13 protein-coding genes are annotated in these 18777 nt (G+C 46.1%); 5 read left to right on the top strand and 8 right to left on the bottom strand.

The genetic code is table 11. The annotated features are described in order from the left end of the window. The first annotated feature begins 117 nt into the window (after positions 1-117). A complete protein-coding gene (gene ribF / locus MN210_RS03595) occupies positions 118-1185 on the top strand; it encodes a riboflavin biosynthesis protein RibF (protein ID WP_110816229.1) in 1068 nt (355 codons plus the stop codon). 109 nt (positions 1186-1294) lie between these two features. Here the strand turns inward: ribF and MN210_RS03590 are convergent, their stop codons facing one another. Further along, positions 1295-2536 (bottom strand): NAD(P)/FAD-dependent oxidoreductase, encoded by a 1242-nt coding sequence (locus MN210_RS03590; protein ID WP_338412566.1) that lies wholly within the window; start codon positions 2534-2536, stop codon positions 1295-1297. 270 nt (positions 2537-2806) lie between these two features. Further along, positions 2807-4762, bottom strand: a complete 1956-nt coding sequence (acs, locus tag MN210_RS03585) for an acetate--CoA ligase (RefSeq protein ID WP_338412565.1) — start codon at positions 4760-4762, stop codon at positions 2807-2809. A gap of 514 nt (positions 4763-5276) precedes the next feature. Between acs and MN210_RS03580 the strand changes: the two genes are divergently transcribed. Then, positions 5277-6563, top strand: a complete 1287-nt coding sequence (locus tag MN210_RS03580; RefSeq protein ID WP_338412564.1) for a BaiN/RdsA family NAD(P)/FAD-dependent oxidoreductase — start codon at positions 5277-5279, stop codon at positions 6561-6563. Positions 6564-6652: 89 nt separating this feature from the next. Here MN210_RS03580 and MN210_RS03575 read toward each other — a convergent pair whose 3' ends face one another. The 3 genes from MN210_RS03575 to MN210_RS03565 all read right to left on the bottom strand — a co-directional run bounded on the left by MN210_RS03575 (position 6653) and on the right by MN210_RS03565 (position 12424). Then, positions 6653-8143: an amidase gene (locus MN210_RS03575; RefSeq protein ID WP_338412563.1), complete on the bottom strand. Its 1491-nt coding sequence runs from the start codon at positions 8141-8143 to the stop codon at positions 6653-6655. 174 nt (positions 8144-8317) lie between these two features. Further along, positions 8318-9025 carry a pirin family protein gene (locus MN210_RS03570; protein ID WP_110816225.1) on the bottom strand — a complete coding sequence of 236 codons (708 nt, stop codon included), beginning with the start codon at positions 9023-9025 and terminating at the stop codon, positions 8318-8320. Between the two features lie 201 nt (positions 9026-9226). Continuing rightward, on the bottom strand, positions 9227-12424 hold the full coding sequence (locus tag MN210_RS03565; protein WP_338412562.1) for a DNA translocase FtsK: 3198 nt from the start codon (positions 12422-12424) through the stop codon (positions 9227-9229). Positions 12425-12800: 376 nt separating this feature from the next. On the opposite strand from MN210_RS03565, the gene trxB reads away from it, so the two are divergent. The 3 genes from trxB (at position 12801) to MN210_RS03550 (ending at position 15815) form a co-directional block, all read left to right on the top strand. After that, positions 12801-13829 carry a thioredoxin-disulfide reductase gene (gene trxB, locus MN210_RS03560; protein ID WP_011959899.1) on the top strand — a complete coding sequence of 343 codons (1029 nt, stop codon included), beginning with the start codon at positions 12801-12803 and terminating at the stop codon, positions 13827-13829. A gap of 312 nt (positions 13830-14141) precedes the next feature. Then, on the top strand, positions 14142-14951 hold the full coding sequence (aat, locus tag MN210_RS03555) for a leucyl/phenylalanyl-tRNA--protein transferase (RefSeq protein WP_338412561.1): 810 nt from the start codon (positions 14142-14144) through the stop codon (positions 14949-14951). Positions 14952-14969: 18 nt separating this feature from the next. Next, a complete protein-coding gene (locus MN210_RS03550) occupies positions 14970-15815 on the top strand; it encodes an arginyltransferase (protein WP_338412560.1) in 846 nt (281 codons plus the stop codon). Between the two features lie 88 nt (positions 15816-15903). Here MN210_RS03550 and MN210_RS03545 read toward each other — a convergent pair whose 3' ends face one another. From MN210_RS03545 to MN210_RS03535, 3 genes are all read right to left on the bottom strand, one after another. Next, complete coding sequence (locus MN210_RS03545; RefSeq protein ID WP_241879216.1) at positions 15904-16449, bottom strand: GNAT family N-acetyltransferase; 546 nt, start codon at positions 16447-16449, stop codon at positions 15904-15906. 225 nt (positions 16450-16674) lie between these two features. Then, complete coding sequence (locus MN210_RS03540; protein WP_241879215.1) at positions 16675-17607, bottom strand: electron transfer flavoprotein subunit alpha/FixB family protein; 933 nt, start codon at positions 17605-17607, stop codon at positions 16675-16677. Between the two features lie 182 nt (positions 17608-17789). Beyond that, the gene (locus MN210_RS03535) at positions 17790-18539 is read right to left on the bottom strand and encodes an electron transfer flavoprotein subunit beta/FixA family protein (RefSeq protein ID WP_011959894.1); all 750 of its coding nucleotides are present in this window, start codon (positions 18537-18539) and stop codon (positions 17790-17792) included. Positions 18540-18777 lie beyond the last annotated feature (238 nt).

Raw genomic sequence — 18777 nt, 5'->3', positions numbered from 1 at the left:
TATTACCTCAAAATTAGTAGCCCTATATTACTATTTCACTATTTGCTACCTACTGCTCAGCCCTTAAATGCTGCACCAGTAACTTGCATCTATCATTGTGTTTATCGATAAGGCTTTATGAAAACAATTTTTTTAGACTTGGCCACCATACATGGCACCAAAAGCGACCCCGCCCTAGCCTCAGCTAGTGTTCTAACCATTGGTAATTTTGATGGTGTTCATCTGGGTCATCAAGCCATGCTAAAGCAGTTGCAAGACACTGCCAAACAGCAGCAATTATCGTCAATGGTGATGATTTTTGAACCGCAGCCTAGAGAGTATTTTGCCCAATTAAAAGGCGATCCTGAGTCAGCGCCTGCCCGCCTTACCTCTCAAGATGAGAAGCTAACACTGCTCAAAGACTTTGGTATTGATACCGTGGTGGTGGCTAAGTTTGATGAGGCTTTTCGCTCGTTATCGGCCACTGAGTTTGCTGACATGCTGACCCAGTATTTAAATGTGCAGGCCTTGGTGCTCGGCGACGACTTTAGGTTTGGTCATGACCGCACCGGTGACAGTGCCTTTTTACGCAGTTACGGCTTACCTGTAACTAACTTGCATACCATTACCGATACCCAAGCCATCGCATCTGGTGTGGCAGATGACTTAAGTGACAATCGTATCAGCTCTACTAGAATTCGTGAGCTCTTATTGGCAGGTGACTTGCGCATGGCCAATCATTTGTTAAATAGAGATTACAGCATTACAGGTGAGGTGGTGGGCGGTGATAAAATCGGCCGCACCTTAGACTTTCCGACCGCCAATATTGAGCTCAATCGCGTACGACCTGCGCTGCACGGTGTCTATGGGGTGGATGTGGTGGTTTTAGATGAGCAAGGCGCAGTGATAAAAAACGCGTTTGCCCACTTAGCGCAGCCTGAGCAGTTAGGTATATCTGGCCTACGTCCACACAGCCTATTTGGCACAGCAAATATCGGTATTCGCCCTACAGTTGATAAGCCTCACGAGTGGCGCTTAGAGGTATTCTTCCCTAAGTTCTCAGGTGATTTATATGGCAAAACATTGCAAGTAAGATTTTTACATCACCTACATGATGAACGTAAGTATGATGGCCTAGAGGCTCTCAAAGCGGGTATCCAGCAAGATGTGGCAGACTTAATTAAGTGGCGTAACCAGGCCCAATAAGCTATGTTTGCATAAATTATGCCCATCAACAAGGGGACAGATCAGGCATCTGTCCCCTTGTTTATAACAACGCCATAAAAGCTTTAGCAAGCCCAATTAATATAAAAAATTAATGTGTAATAAGCTTAACCACCGCACTGGCCGCTTTAAAGCAGCTTTCGATACGCCCCTCATCACACCAGTCTCCAGTGACAATCCACTGTTTTTTTGTATCTCCATAGGCGATATAGTCACTGACACACGGCTGCTGCGTAGCGGCATAGCGCCAACGATGACAGTCCACATACTCCGGAGCACTGTCCTCATCCCAGCTTAGTATCTGCCGTGCAGCTTGATACATGAGCGCTTTAACTTGCTCAATATCTTGATCGACATTGGCCTGTGCCCAATTATTTGAGGCATGAAGGGTTATACTTGGCAGCAGCTGCTCTCGGCCAGGCTTATGGTGCTCAGCAAAGACAGTCTCTATCACAGCGTGTTTATCATTCACTTGCAGTATGTCTGAGTCTTTATCTTGTAGTATTTGCGGTAATACTTGCCCCTGATTCCAGCCGAGCATTAGGCTATAGCATGCCAGCATCTGAGGCAATTGAATGGCCTGCAAATGGGCAAAGTCTGTATCGGCAAATAGCTCAACCGCTTGCGCTTGCGGCGCAGTACAAATAACCCAATCATAGCTGCCTAAGACGGTACCCTGCTCATCGCACAATAGCGTTTTATAGTCACCAGTGAGTGTGTCTGTATGTGCAGAATGTGTAGCGGTTGGTGCAGTCTGTATGATCGATTGACTAGATAAAGGCGCAACTCGAGTCTTGTACTTGATAGCCGTGTGGGTCAGAGCTTTGGCCAACTCACGGCCAAAATGGGTCATCTTTGGAGTGGCAATATAGCGCGGCTGGCTATCTGCCCAAACTTTGGCAGGCTCAATATGACTAACTGGATTGTGCGGCAACCCCTCATCTACTATAGTCACCTGAGCCACCTTAGCCTGCCAAGGCTCAATGGTCTTACGATTAATCCAAGGCTGCAAATACTGCTGAAATGCCTCTGATTTTGCGGTAAAAAACTGCGCCCCAAAGTCGAACTGCCACAGCCTATCTCCCCCGCTCGGCGGCTTTTTGTAACGAGTCGCCAGACGCCCGACCCCGGCAGATTTTTCGAATAGTTCGATGGTCACAGCCCGGCCCTGCCGCAAAAATGCTTGCTCTAACAGCTGCGCACTCATCAGCCCTGTCAACCCAGCACCAATAATGGCAATACGAGTCACTGACTCCTTTTGATCTGGCTGTGTCTGTGCATCACAAACGAGCGGCGAGCGTGCAGTCTCGGTATTAAAGGTATTAGCAGTCATAGATAAGCCATTATAAGAATAAAAAGAGGATGATAAATAAAAAGATAAGCGGAGCCCTGTGCTGTCTTAGCGCGGTTCATTGTGGCAAATCTACTAAGCTTTGGCCAGTAAAATAAGCTTTAGCCCATATAAAGAGCATCCTATTAAATCCAATAAAAAACCACCGCCTAATGTCTTAAGCGGTGGTATATCAATAAACTGGTCAATAAACTCGTATCTTTTTTTAATAAAAACAGCCGTGCCTTGCCCATGGGCTATTGGCGCTAAACATTAGGCTTGAGCGGCCTTAACGGTATTGATTAAGTCATCAACCACGCTGGCATCTGCAAGCGTTGAGGTATCGCCTAGACCATCGAACTCACCGGCGGCAAGCTTACGTAAGATGCGGCGCATGATTTTGCCCGAGCGGGTCTTAGGTAGCGCCTCAACAATATACATGGCATCTAAGTTAGCAATCGGGCCAATTTCTGCACGCACATGGCGGTTAAGCTCATTACGCAATCTTTCGTTATCTTCTTCCCCATTTCTTAAGATGATATAAGCACAGATACCTTGACCTTTTAGCTCATGCGGCATTCCGACAATGGCCGTTTCAGCGGCAGCTGGGTGCGACACCAAGGCGCTTTCAATCTCAGCGGTACCGATACGGTGGCCCGATACATTCAGCACGTCATCGACACGGCCGGTAATCCAGTAATGACCTTCCTCATCACGCATTGCGCCATCACCTGTAAAATAGCTGCCAGGATAAGTGGTATAGTAGGTCTCTAAGAAGCGCTTATGATCGCCATAAATGGTGCGCATTTGACCCGGCCAGCCGTCAGTAATAATTAAGTTACCCGCAGTCGAGCAGCCCTCTAGTTGCACGCCTTCTGAGTCAACAATAGCCGGCTTGATGCCATATAAAGGGTTCATAGCAGCACCTGGCTTCATGTCCACTGAGTTTGGCAGCGGAGCCATCAAGATACCGCCCGTCTCAGTCTGCCACCAAGTATCAACGATAGGACAACGTCCTTCACCAACCACAGCGTGATACCAGTCCCAAGCTTCAGGGTTAATAGGCTCACCCACCGTACCTAATAGGCGTAAGCTTTCACGATTTGACTCACGTACATAAGCATCCCCCTCTTTCATCATGGCCCGAATGGCAGTCGGTGCGGTATATAAGATGCTCACATCATGCTTATCGATGATTTGACCAATACGCGCCCAAGTCGGATACTGCGGTACCCCCTCGAACATCACTGTGGTGGTTCCATTGGCCAGCGGCCCATAAGTGACATAGCTGTGACCGGTCACCCAGCCCACATCAGCCGTACACCAGAACACATCATCTTGCTTGATATCGAACACATCTCGAAAGGTCGATAAGGCATAGGTCAAATAACCACCCGTGGTGTGTACCACGCCCTTAGGCTTACCGGTTGACCCTGAGGTGTACAGTAAGAACAGTGGGTCTTCAGCATTCATGGTTTCAGGTGGGCAGTCTTCATTGGAGTTATCAATGAGCGTATGATACCAAGCATCACGGCGGCCACTCATTGGTACTGAGTTGCCGGTACGGTGTACCACAACCACTCGCTCCACACATTCTGTGCCGTCAACATCGAGCGCTTTGTCTACATTGGTTTTTAGCGGCGTGTATTTGCCACCACGCACCCCTTCATCTGCTGTGATGACCAATTTGGCTTGGCTATCGATAATACGACTGGCCAAACTTTCAGCTGAGAAGCCACCAAATACGACAGTATGAATCGCCCCAATACGGGCACACGCCAGCATAGACACCACAGCTTCTGGCACCATTGGCAGATACAATACCACTCTGTCGCCTTTGCCCACGCCCATTTTGCGCATGGCATTGCCCAGACGGCATACTTCTGAATGCAGCTCTTTAAAGGAGATGATTTTGTGTAGTGCGGGGTGGTCGCCTTCCCAGATGATGGCCGGCTTGTAAGGGTTATCTGCCAGATGACGATCGAGACAGTTCACCGAAACGTTCAGCTCACCATCTTCATACCACTTAATTCTAAAATTATCTAAGTCGTAATTGACGTCTTTGATTTTGGTGGGTTTTTTGATCCAATCAATTAGCTCTGCTCGTTTCGCCCAAAAAGCTTCATTGCTTTCAGGAGACTCAATTGACTCTTGGTAGATTTGTGCGTATTTTTCAGGAGTAATGTTGGCTTGAGCTGAGAATTCGGGGCTAATTGGAAACTGTTTCATATAATAAAGTCCTTTTTATTTTATTGTGACTCTTGTCCTAGAGATCACCGGGTGTTAAACCGTTAATAGCAGGCTTAATCTGCTGCGTTATCGTGATAAAATAGGATAAAACCAGTAGCAAACCTGGTAGGCTTATAATAAGGCAGGCAAATTAAGAGGTTATCTTTTATTTTACGCCCTACAGTCGCTGCCTCGACCTTGATTGCCGGTTTACTCAGTCCTATCCTTGTGACTGTTACCCTAATAGTTTTACTAGATTTTGCTACAGTTGTAAACTGTTATTTTATCTAACCCCCTAAAATCTTTATAATTTTTATAAATTTATCACCTTTTTAGAGCCGTCTATTGACCTATTTAAACCACCATATACCCTATAAAAATTATCAGCGACCGCGTGATAACTGAGACTTACCTTAAATTTATACGCAAACTAATTATCAGCTTGACCTGACCTATTGCCAACCACCGACCGCCTAACCCTTCTTAATTCACTCTTATTTAAAAAGCCATATTCATGACCCAAAACCAAGCATACTCTCATAAACACCTTAATAGCGCCTGTTTAGACACCACCTATGCATCTGTACACCAAGGCTTAAACAAATCGGTCGATGTACTGATCATAGGCGCCGGCGCCTCTGGTCTATACTGCGCGTTTACCGCAGCTCAGCGCGACCGATCGGTATTGGTCATTGATCACGCCAATAAAGCGGGAAAGAAAATCCTTATGTCAGGTGGCGGGCGCTGTAACTTTACCAACTATGTGGTCGAGCCTGAAAACTTTATCGGCAGCAACGCACACTTTTGTAAATCGGCGCTCACCCGCTACAACCCTTGGGAGTTTATTGGGCTGGTAGAAAAGCATGGTGTCCCCTATCATGAGCGTGATTACGGACAGCTGTTCTGTGATGACTCGTCAAAAGACATTCTAAATCTATTACTTGATGAATGCTCAGAAGCTGGCGCTAAAGTCCAATTAAAAACTGATATTATTTCTATTAAGTCTTTGCCACAAGATAACGATAAACAAGGCTTCATTGTTGAGACCTCAAAACAGACCATTCATTGTCACTCACTGGTTATCGCCACCGGTGGCTTATCGATTCCGACTATGGGTGCGACCGGTTTTGGCTATGAGGTGGCTGAGCAGTTCGGACACCAAATCATCAAGACCTCAGCCGGCTTAGTTCCCTTCACCTTTACCGATAAGGTCGGTGAGGTCATCGCTTCATTGGCGGGCATTAGCCTTGATGTGATCGCCTTTAATGAGCGCATTTCATTCCCAAGACCCATGCTGTTTACACACCGAGGATTATCAGGCCCGGCCATGCTACAGCTTTCCAACTACTGGCAGGTGGGCGAAGCGATACACATTAACTTGGTGCCTAACGTGGATATCTCTGAGTTATTAAAGCAAGCTAAAGCTCAGCATCCAAAACAATTAATTCGCAGCATATTGACTGAATACTTTCCAAAAAAACTATTGCTGGCGCTACAGGATTTACATTGGTCAGATTTTAAAGACAAAGAGCTTGCCAATATTAAAGACGAGGCGTTAGATACTATCGGCGACAAAATTAATAATTGGTCCATTAAGCCCTCAGGCACGGAAGGCTATCGCACCGCTGAGGTTACCCGAGGCGGCGTAAATACTGATGAGGTGTCCTCAAAGACCTTTGAGAGTAAAAAGCAGCCAAACTTATACTTTATCGGTGAAGTGCTCGATGTGACAGGCTGGCTTGGCGGCTATAATTTTCAGTGGGCATGGGCCAGTGGTAAGGCTTGTGGTGAGGTGGTCTAGGGGGACTAAAGCTATTTATAAGGAGCCTAATACATATCGTCATAGGCTCTGTTTATAGTGGCTACCTTAACAAATCAACGTAGAGAGTATTAAATGGCCGGATCGGTAAATAGTCCTGCCCGCTCAAAGTCTGCTGCCAAAGCAAAAAGCCTCGCCTCATCATTCATACGCCCAATAAATTGCATGCCAATCGGTAAGCCCTTATTGCTCATGCCTAGCGGGACTGACATGGCCGGTAGACCTGTAATATTGCCCAAAGTCGTAAAGGCCATTTTGCTTAATACCGGTGCGCTTAGCTTCTCGACCAAGCTTGAGTTATAAATCCATTTACCCAGATTAACGCCTCGATCAATCAAGCCGCTAACATTAAGCAGTAGCTCATCAATACGACTGGGCGGCAGCACCCCATGCTTAACGGCAGGCGTCGGCACCGTCGGGCATAAAATCATATCGTACTGCTCAAGAATCAGTCCGGTCTGGTACTGTACGTCATGCCAGCCTTGCTTGGCTTTAAGTAGGTCAATCACACTTAGCGAGCGTCCTATCATGACCATATTTCGAGTCTGTGGCTCCAGATTAGCAACTTGCTGCGGCCCATAGCGCAGCGACAAATCTTCCACAAAATGCGCCGTATGAGCACACACCACTGTAAAAAAATCTCGCCACATGCGGTCAATATCAATGTTTGGGGCGGCATAGTCTATTGTGTGCCCCATATCTTCAAGCTGCCGTGCTGTTTTTTCTAGTACCGCCAGCACCTCTTTGTCTACTGTGGCACCTGGAAACAAAGGCGCTTGCATCAGCGCAATCTTTAACGGTTTAGACGGTGTCTGTGTGGCCTGTAAAAACTGGCCGTTATCAGAGGCCTGTGTCACAAACGCTGAGCCAACCTCTCTACCAGCCGTGGCATCAAGCATGGCGGCACTGTCGCGCACACTGCGGGTAATCACATGGTCGGCCACAGCTCCTTCCCAGCCTTCAGCATAGAGAGGACCACTGGGATTGCGGCCACGACTGGGCTTTAAGCCAAACACGCCGCACCAAGCGGATGGGAAGCGAATAGAGCCACCCCCATCACCGCCACCTGCCATAGGTACGATACCGGCACTCACTGCTGCAGCACTGCCACCTGATGAGCCGCCGCTGCTATAGCCTTTTTTAAATGGATTATGGGTGGCGCCATAAGACTTAGGCTCTGTGGTAATAATTAAACCAAACTCTGGGGTATTGGTTTTCCCAAAGGTATTGACGCCAGTGGCTCGCATGCGTTTTACCAGCTCGTTGTCTTGCTCTGGCACAATATGAACGCTGCGGCTGCCCATTTTAATCGGCTCATCGGCAAATAAGTAATTTAAATCTTTTAATAAATAAGGCACCCCAGTGAATATGCCTTGAGGCAAACCTCGCTGCACTTCGTTAAATGCCCGCTCATCAAATCGATGAATGATGGCGTTAAGCTTAGGATTTAGCCTATTGGCCTGATATATAGCCGCATCTAGAGCCTGTTTGGCGCTGATTTCACCGGATCTAATAAGCGCTGCCAATCCTCTGGCATCATATTGCGGGTATTCTTTAAACATAGCGTCCTCTGCTCGTGTTTGGGGGGTGAATTGGCTCTTTTGAGAGCTTAGGTCATTTTGACAAAATAGTTAGGCAAATCTTTATTCTAGCTTATCTTAAAGCCAATAAAAAAGCCAAACTCGAAAGTTTGGCTTTTTGTTGTCGTTCTAAGGCTTTAGGCAGTGAAGATTACCTTAAACCGGTACTTCCATCAGTAACACGCGAGAGTCCGCTAAGGCTTCTACATCAAAGCCTGTTACCTCTGTGATACCCATACCATCACGTCTGTCTAGGATTTCATCACCAATCTTGACTTGACCTTCAATAACCAATGCATAGACGCCATTATTTTTATTTTTTAGGTCGTAATGAGCGGTTACGCCTTTATCTAGATTACCCATGTGGAACCAGGCATCTTGGTGAATCCATACGCCAGCGTCGTCTGGGTTGGGCGATAAAATCTGACCAAACTCATTAGGCTGTAACATATCAGCGATTTTTAACTGCTGATAGCGAGGCTGAACACCTTGCTTGTTAGGCACAACCCAAATTTGGAAGAATTTTACTGGTTCATTGGCGGTGCCATTCATCTCACTGTGCACAATACCGGTACCAGCAGACATAACTTGGATCTCACCACTTTCGATGATGCCGTTTGTACCGATAGAGTCTTTATGCGCAAGTCTACCTGAGGTTGGAATAGAAATAATTTCCATATCACGGTGAGGATGCGTACCAAAACCATTACCCCCTTCTACGTGATCATCATTAATCACACGTAGAGCACCAAAGCCCATACGAGCAGGGTTGTAATAGTTGGCGAAGCTAAAGGTATGTTTACTTTTTAGCCAGCCATGGTCAGCGTCACCACGAGTATTTGATCTGTGTAAAATAGTTTTCATAGGGTGTCCTTATTCTTAGTATCAATTAAACGAGGTCATTATATCATACATTTTATCTTAACCAATACGCATGACTGTTAACTTTAGTTTAATTGTGTAAAGAGTTCATTTAGGGCTAAAGTGACTGTTTAATAAGGGTTAATATAGTGCCCAACAACCCGTTCATCCTATATATAATAAGGCTTTAATCCTATTTTATGGCTACATTAATAATTCACGCTTACCACTTTTACCCATAGAGCTTACCAATCCGGCCTCCTCCATAGAGTCTACAATTCGCGCTGCTCGGTTATAACCAATACTAAACTTACGCTGGATGCTCGAAGCAGATACTTTGCGGGTCTCCATGACAAAAGCCACCGCCTCGTCATAAAGCGCATCGTCTTCACCAGAGGTATTGCCTGCGCCACTGCTGCTTGGACTGGTTAATTCAAAGTTGCAGGCCATATTGTCAATATAATCTGGGGCGCCCCGTTCACGCCAGGCATCACAGACTCGGTTGACCTCCTCATCACTGACATAAGCACCGTGTACGCGATCGGGCTCAATTTGGCCTGGGCCTAAAAACAGCATATCACCATTACCAAGCATATCCTCAGCACCGCCAGCGTCCAAAATGGTGCGTGAATCGACTTTTGAGTTAACGCGTAGCGCTGCACGTACCGGAATATTGGCTTTGATAAGACCCGTAATAACATCTACCGAAGGACGCTGGGTCGCTAACATTAAGTGAATACCCGCAGCACGAGACTTCTGAGCCAGACGGGTGATCAGCTCTTCAGCTTGCTTACCCACTTGCATAATCATATCGGCAAATTCGTCTGCCACGATGACAATCATAGGCAGTGTCTTAAGCTTAGGCGCTTTATCGATGCTGACGCTATCATTTGGGCGCCATAAAGGGTCGATAATAGGCCGGCCGGCCTTCTCAGCGGCAATGACTTTTTTGTTAAATTCACCCAATTTACGCACTTTTAATAAGCTCATAAGCTGGTAACGGCGCTCCATCTCAGCCACACACCAAGATAAACTACTGGCCGCCTCATTCATATCGGTCACCACAGGGGTTAACAGGTGCGGAATATCATTGTAGTTGGCCAACTCTAATTGTTTAGGATCAATTAATATTAAGCGCAGCTCAGAGGGCTTATATTTAAGTAGCATCGACAGCAGCATAGCGTTGACCAAGACTGACTTACCTGACCCTGTGGTACCAGCCACCAGCATATGTGGGGCTCGTGCTAGGTCAGTGATAATTGGCTTGCCGCCGATGTCTTTACCCATCGCCATACTAATCTGAGCCTTAGGGTTTTTGTAATCTTCGGTTTGTAGCAGCTCAATCAAGCGCACCATTTCACGCTTCTTATTGGGTACCTCAATACCAATAAATGGCTTGCCAGGGATCACCTCTACCACACGCAAGGACGCCATAGATAAAGAGCGGGCCAAATCTCGGGAGATACCCGTAACTTTACTGGCCTTAACTCCAGGCGCTAAATCTACCTCAAAGCGGGTTACTACAGGTCCTGGAATCGCATTAACCACTTCAGCTTTTACATTAAACTCTTGCAGTTTGATCTCTAGTAGCTCTGATAATTGCGCCAGTTCCTGCTGGGTATAGCTCGGCTTGCGATCTGGATCAGGTTTGTCTAAGATCGATAATTCAGGAATGGGTGACAGCCCTTCACGATACTTAGCTGTTTGCATAGCACGGCTGGTCGAAGCATAAGCTGTATCGTCATGAATCTCGGGCAACACAAACTCATCTTCATCAACATCCGGCATCATATCTTCAATATGATTGCTGGCATCGCCCTCAGGGGTAGCAAAGCGAATGGTTGGCGCTGCCTGCGTAGGCTCTGATGCCGGCTGCGGCTCATGTGGTTTTTTGGGGTTGGAAGGTGGGGTATTGGTTGGCGTTAGATCCACAAATGCTGGTGGCTCAACATTGTGCTCAACATTTTGTTCAACATCCTCTAACGGCGTCTCTAATTTAGTGTCTTCATCGGCATTATTATTGTCTAAATAACCACCTTCATCTTTAGCATCATAAAGCGCTGTTTGGTCGTCGGTCTCAAGCTCGCTCTGTGTTGTAGCGGCTTCATTTATCGACAACTCACTCTCATCAGTAACATCAGTAACATCAGTAACAGTCTCAGTCTCTTGCTGAGCTTGTGCTGTGTCAGGTACTTTTACATCATATACGTCAAACGCCTGCTGCTCGATATCAGAGTTATGAGTATCAGCAGGGGCAGTATTGTCAGCATTGTCGATAGGTGCCTTGGCTTCGCTGGGTGATGGTGATACTGAGTAATCGGCAGCCTGCTGTGTCTGAGTACTACTGTCTGCCATAGAGGGCGATGAGGCGTCTACGCTATTGGCCACGGCCGTCGGCAGCGCTTGCTCATCAAGCAGCTCATTAATCACATCTTGATCATTCCAAGCGAAGCTAGGCTCCTGCTTTTTTATCAGGCTGCTCTCCGGTGCTATTGAGCCATTGGCTGCTGTCACAGGTGCTTGAGCTGCACTCTTGGCTTGGTGCGCCTCTTGAGCTTCTTGCTCTTGTAACGCCAAGATACTCTCTGTTAATCCTGAATTTACTAAAAAGTCATCAAGCACATTGCTAAGACTGGGGTTACTGGCGTGAGCGGTAGACGGCTCAGAGGCAAGGTCTACTGCCTCATCATCTTCTGATTCAGGCAAATTCAGCTTAAGCTGCTGCATCAGCGGTGAGCCATCGGCAGCCAAATCTTCTGGTTGTTCTTGACTGACGTGCGTCGCCATTTCACTCTCACCCTTTTGTGACACCCCATCAACGGTAGGCTGGCGCTTGAGTCCATTTCCAAGCCAAGATAGGCTTAAGAAGGCATCAAACACACGCTTCCAATGAATATTAAAGGCAAAGGTTGCGGTAATTAGGGTAAACACCAATAAAAAAGCACTGGCCCCATAAATGGTCAATAAACCGCTTAAACGAGTGGCTACTTCAGCCCCTAAAATGCCGCCAAAACGAGCGCCATTATCACTTATCAAGCCCAGTAACTGCGGCGTGATGGCCACTAAGCCACAACTGGCTAATAACAAAAAGACATAGCCTATGGCTCTTAATGGCCCAAAAGCTTGCTCACGGTGCCACCAAATACAAACCGCTTCATAAGCCAAAAACACCATCAGCCACCAAGCGGACCAGCCCATAAAGGTGTAGAGTAAATCGGAGACCCACGCCCCCACTGCCCCGCCCATGTTGCTTATCTGCCCCATATCACTGCTGATACGTGACCAGCTAGGGTCATTGGGTGTGTAAGTAAGCAAGATAACGAACACAAAAGCTGCGAGCATGACGGCAAGTAAGGTGAAAGTAACTTTTTTTAGCGTGTAAATAAGGTGTGCCGTTATCATTAATTTTTCCCAACATTTGAAACTTATAGACAATAAAACTGGTCGCCGATAGCTTATGCCGACTGGCTTATAAGCAATTTTGCTTAACCTAGTCTGTATAACCCTCTATAATAGCAAATTGTGCTCTACTTTCGAGCATCTGTTAGCTTATTTATCACATAAATAAATATCATGACTAAAACTCATTTGCTATTGTCCGCCATTGGCCTCATGGTATTAACCAACCCCAGACTTAATAACTGATTACAAGGCATCACCGCATCTCTCAAGCGGCTTTAAATTCGGCCTATTTGCTGTTTTTATTGCTATTTTGAGCGTTTAAATTGTTGTACTTAGCATTTATTAATTACTTATTTATAACCATTAAGGAACCTTCATGACACAAGAGAACACCTCACCTCGTCACGAAAAACTCATTATCTTAGGCTCAGGCCCTGCCGGCTATTCAGCTGCTGTTTATGCGGCGCGCGCTAACTTAAAGCCTGTCATCATTTCAGGCATGCAGATGGGCGGTCAGTTAACCACCACCACTGAGGTAGACAACTGGCCAGGCGATGCCGAAGGTCTCACCGGCCCTGACTTAATGGTACGTATGAAAGCACACGCTGAGCGCTTTGGTACTGAGATTGTCAATGACCATATCAATTCGGTCACCCTAACTGAGCGACCATTCACACTTGAGGGCAACTCAGGTACCTACACCTGTGATGCGCTCATTATCGCTACTGGTGCGTCAGCTCAGTATTTGCAATTAGAATCTGAGACTAAGTTTAAAGGTTTGGGGGTATCCGCTTGTGCCACCTGTGATGGATTTTTTTATAAAAACCAAAAGGTTGCGGTGATTGGTGGCGGTAATACTGCGGTAGAAGAAGCCCTTTATTTATCCAACATTGCCAAAGAGGTGGTCTTAGTTCACCGCCGTGACAGCCTGCGCTCTGAGAAAATCTTACAAGACAAATTGTTCGAAAAAGCCAAAAACGGCAACGTCAGCATCGAATGGAACCACCAAGTCAAAGAGGTGGTCGGTGATGACATGGGCGTAAACGGTATCATCATTGAATCCACTAAAGATGGCAGTACTAAGCAGCTGGACGTTATGGGTATGTTCGTGGCCATCGGCCATAAGCCCAATACCGATATGTTCGTCGGTCAGCTAGAGATGAAAGATGGCTACATTACGGTCAACAGCGGCACCAAAGGCAATGCCACTCAGACCAGTGTCGAAGGGGTTTTTGCGGCAGGTGACGTGGCAGATAATGTCTATCGTCAAGCCATTACTTCTGCCGGTACAGGCTGTATGGCAGCTTTAGATGCTGAAAAATACTTAGATTCAATCGGTGTGGCCACTGCCACAGAACACACCTATGATTCAACCTTAAGCGCAGATGCCAACGCCAATCTGTAGCTGTCTCATAGTGTCAAGTGCCAAATGCCAAGCGCTAAGACCTAGCTTATCAGGTAGACGCTTATTTTAGGACGGGACAGACACACATAAAAGGGCCAACTCACTTAGGGTTGCGCCCTTTTTTTAGCAATTTACACGATAGGTCTCAATCAGTCGCCCAAGTTAATGGATATACTTGCCGCATTAAGCTTGTTACTATATCAGCATAAAACATCTCATCTGCATCAAATATCTTGAGACATATCAAGTTTTTATTCTGATGTTGATCTTAATCGTTATTTACTCTTTGACCTGTTAAAAAATGAGCTATTAATGGATGCCTTTGTGACCACAGATGATCCAAATTATACCCAAGCACCGGGCCATACTGCGACTGATAACGTAGCGCAGGCGCCCCTATTTGATAGCCCCTATCTGTTTCCAAATCCCAGTGAGGTAGACCCAGAGGGTCTGGGGCTGGTGGGCATGGGCGGCGATCTTGCCCCTCAGACCTTATTATCCGCCTACGCTCAAGGGCTTTTTCCTTGGTTTAATGAAGATGAGCCCATTGCGTGGTGGTGCCCTGAGCCGCGCTGCGTTTTAGCACCTGACAGCTTTGTGCCTAGCAAATCCCTACAGCGGTTGGCCAAAAATAGCCAGTGGCAGTGGTCAGTTAATAGCGACTTTGAGTCTGTGATACACGCCTGCAGCCTGCCACGTAGCTATGCTAAAGACACTTGGATTCACGATGAAATGATTGAGGCTTACTGTCAGCTGCATCAGTTAGGCTACGCACACAGTATTGAGGTCTGGGAGGATAAGCAGCTTATAGGCGGGTTGTATGGACTAAAAATTGGGCAAATTTATTTTGGCGAATCGATGTTCCATCATAAAAGTAATGCCTCAAAAGTTGCTTTTTGGGCATTGACTCAGTTTTGCCAGTACACTCAGGTTCAGCTGATAGATTGTCAACTACCCAATCCCCATCTACAAAGCTTGGGGGCAGCCATTATGCCACGTGAAGATTTTTTAACCGTGTTATCTGAGCTCACGCACAAGGCTGGTGTTAATTGGCATGACTTCTCGCTTACCCGTTATGCGGTAAACGCCCTCTTGCAACGCTTTCAACCTCAGCCACAATAAGCCACAAGGTCACCTTAGATGCATCCTTACGCTGATGACGTAACCCATGATACCAATGATACTCCCACCAGCAATGCTGCCTCACAGGCGCATCTTGTGGTTAATTTATCACCGCCAAGTCTATGTAGTTACTTGCCTGACCGTGCCTCTCAGCTGCACTTTATTTTATTAGAATCAGGCGAGATTATAGACCCTGAGCGCTATACCGAGCTGTGTCAACAAGGCTTTCGCCGCAGCGGTCAAGCCTTTTATCGTCCCAACTGTCCCCATTGCCAGCAATGTATCTCAAGCCGTGTGGTGGTTAATGAGTTTGAGCCGTCAAGACGCTATCGTAAGATACTCAATAGAAATGCTCAGGTTAGCCTACAGCTAAAGCCGGCTGCCAGCGCCACCCACGAGCATTATGCGTTATATCAAAAATACATCTCCGCCCGTCATGCTGATGGCGATATGTACCCTCCCAGTCTACATACCTTTGAGCAGTTCTTGGTAGCCAGTCCGGCCGACACTTTATTTCTAGAGTTTCGTGAGCCCAATAATAAGCTGATTGCTGTGGCCGTAACTGACCGCTTAAGTGATGGGTTATCTGCCATCTATACTTTTTTTGACCCAGATCCCAGTTATAACTCGCGTAGCCTAGGCGTCTACTGCATCTTACAACAGATTAAGATGACCCAGCGCTTAGGGCTAGCGTATGCTTACTTAGGATTTTGGATTCCCACCGTCCAAAAGATGCGCTATAAAACCAACTACGCCCCCATTGAGCTTTTGATACACGGGCATTGGCAGTATTTTAAGAGCGCCCCTACCCCAGAGCAAGTCCTTGAGCTACTGGCCACTCAGCCGCTTACCTTTAATAACTAGTCACCTTTAATCATTAATAGCTTTAGTGATTAGTCACCTTTAATCATTAGTAGCTGCTTCGTAACCAATAGTGCTTAAGCTTAGTTTTTTACGCCCGTGTGTATTGCATAATGAGTGCATCACAGCGCTCAGTTTCTCCTGAGGGCTTTGACGAGGTGTAATAGCCTTTTCGGGTATGAATCACCTCAAACCCCATCTTTTGATATAGCCTAATGGCCCCCTCATTATCGGCTCGGACTTCCAGCAGTATGCTATCAAGTCCTTTATCTGGCATTTGCGCAATCAATTGCTCAATTAAGGATTGGGCATAACCACGGCGCTGAAAGTCAGGATGAGTGCCTATTCTTAAGATTTCTGCGGTTTCAAACACGGTGCTAACTAGGCAGTAAGCCACAGTAACTGTCTGCGGGGTGGCTTGCGGCGATGTTTGCTTTGAGAAGCCGTTATCCTCTAGCTTTTCCTCAGTTATCACCACCCAGCCATGATTAATGTCTTGGTGCAAAAGCTTGGTCACTGACTGCTCATCCCACGCATCCTGTGGCTGCACCAAACGCTCTATCTCGGCAATTTGCTTGACCCAGTCAGCCGCCTGCGCTGTATTTTTTACGGGTACTATAGATACAGGTCGATTCATTGGCATTGGCTCTTGTTAGTAGATTTGGTAGTTTATGAGCAAAGATAAGCCCACTAAAATGGTAAATGCGCGTAAAATAAATTGGCTTGGCTGTAAAAGCTGTCAATGTAAAAGCCCCCAATCTTTCGATTGAGGGCTATTCACCAAATTAAGCAACAAACCAGACTAAGGCAGCACTACAAAGTGCATTGTCTTAGACAGCTTGGTACTCAGTTTTGGCTAACATTACAGCTTGCTGGTCAACTCAGGAAGTACTGTGAATAAGTCACCTTCTAAGAAGTAATCAGCAACACTTGCAATCGGTGCTTCTGGATCGTTGTTAATAGCAACGATAACTTTAGAGTCTTTCATACCTGCTAAATGCTGGATGGCACCAGAGATACCGGATGCGATATATAGGCTTGGTGCAACGATTTTACCCGTTTGACCCACTTGCATATCGTTAGGAACATAACCTGCATCAACTGCGGCACGTGAGGCACCGATAGCAGCACCTAGCTTATCTGCTAGTGGCTCGATGTATTTGGTGAAGTTTTCACCATTGGCTAGGGCACGGCCACCAGACACTACGATTTCAGCAGAAGTTAGCTCTGGACGATCTGATTTCGCAAGCTCTTCGCTTACGAAGCTTGATTTGCCTGCATCTTGAGTGTCATTACGCTCTTCGATAGTTGCAGAGCCACCTTCAGCAGCCGCAGCATCAAAAGCTGTGGTACGTACAGTTAGAAGAACCTTGTCTTCTGAGGTTTTAACCGTGGCCAATGCGTTACCAGCATAGATAGGACGCTCAAAAGTATTGGCATCAATAACTTGCATCACATCAGACAGCATGCTGACATCTAATAAAGCCGCTACGCGTGGTAAGAAGTTTTTACCGTTAGTGGTCGCTGGTACAACGATGTGGCTGTAGTCGCCCGCTAAATCTTTAACCAATAAAGCCACGTTTTCGGCCAATTGATATTCATAAGCTGGACTGTCTACACAAATTACTTTGCTAACACCAGCGACTTTAGCCGCTTGTTCTGCGACAGGTTTGCAGCCAGAACCTGCAACCAATACGTGGATGTCACCACCGATCTGTGAAGCTGCGGTCACTGTGCTTAACGTTGCCTTTTTTAGCTCGGCATTATCATGTTCTGCATATACTAAAATTGCCATGTGAATATTATCCTTTCAAATAATGAGATGAGAGTGTGATTGGGTAACTGTTGGTTGCTGCCAAGGCTTAGTCTTATTTAATTTAATAGGCATAAACTGCATGTTTATGAGTATTTATAATGCTAAACGCCGACAATCAACTGACACCACTAATCAAATTTATGTGAAGTTAGTTTCAAAAATTAGATAACTTTTGCTTCATTTCTTAGTTTGTCGATTAGCTCGTCCACCGAACCCACTTTAACGCCTGCAGAACGCTCAGGTGGTGGCGTTACTTTAATAATCTCTTGCTTAGAGGCCATCTCTACACCAAAATCCGCTGGTGTTTTTTCATCAAGAGGCTTTTTCTTGGCTTTCATGATGTTTGGAAGTTTTGCGTAACGTGGCTCATTCAAGCGCAGGTCAGTTGTAATTACAGCAGGTAATGATAGAGCAACTGTCTGTAGACCACCGTCGATTTCACGAGTAACGTTTACTTTGTCGCCTTCAACTTTAACCTCTGAGGCAAATGTACCTTGGCCGATACCCATCAATGCGGCAAGCATCTGACCGGTTTGGTTATTGTCGTCATCAATCGCTTGTTTACCTAATAAGATGATGTCAGTCGCTTCTTGCTCTGCGATACCTTTTAGGATTTTTGCAACTTGCAGAGGGTATGGTTTTTCATCAGTTTGAACCAAGATACCACGGTCAGCACCTAGTGCTAAAGCTGCACGGATTTGTTCCTGCGCTTCTTTTGGACCGATAGAGGCAACGATAACCTCGTCAACTATGCCCGCTTCTTTTAAACGTACTGCTTCTTCAACAGCAATTTCACAAAATGGGTTGATTGACATCTTAGTGTTGCTAAGATCTACGCCAGAATTGTCAGCTTTAACGCGAACTTTTACGTTATAGTCAATCACACGCTTAACAGCGACTAATGCTTTCATACGTTCCTCGTTTATTAATGTTATGAGTTATTAAAATTAACCAGTTATACGCACCAAGTTTAAAGGCCTACCTGGTACTTTGTAAATTATCCTTATATATCTTAGCCAATATAGGGTCTAATATATATAACAATTTGTAGGATTTAATTAACAGAAATTTCGCCCCATTAATTAAAGCTGCCCTTAGTGTACACAACTGTTAAACCTTTATGCCAACCATTTTTTTGTAGTCAAGGCA

Source organism: Psychrobacter raelei, from assembly GCF_022631235.3.
In the GTDB taxonomy this organism is placed as follows: Bacteria; Pseudomonadota; Gammaproteobacteria; order Pseudomonadales; family Moraxellaceae; genus Psychrobacter; species Psychrobacter raelei.
Note: the sequence above shows the minus strand (reverse complement) of the source record. Positions and strands in the feature narration are given on the sequence as shown.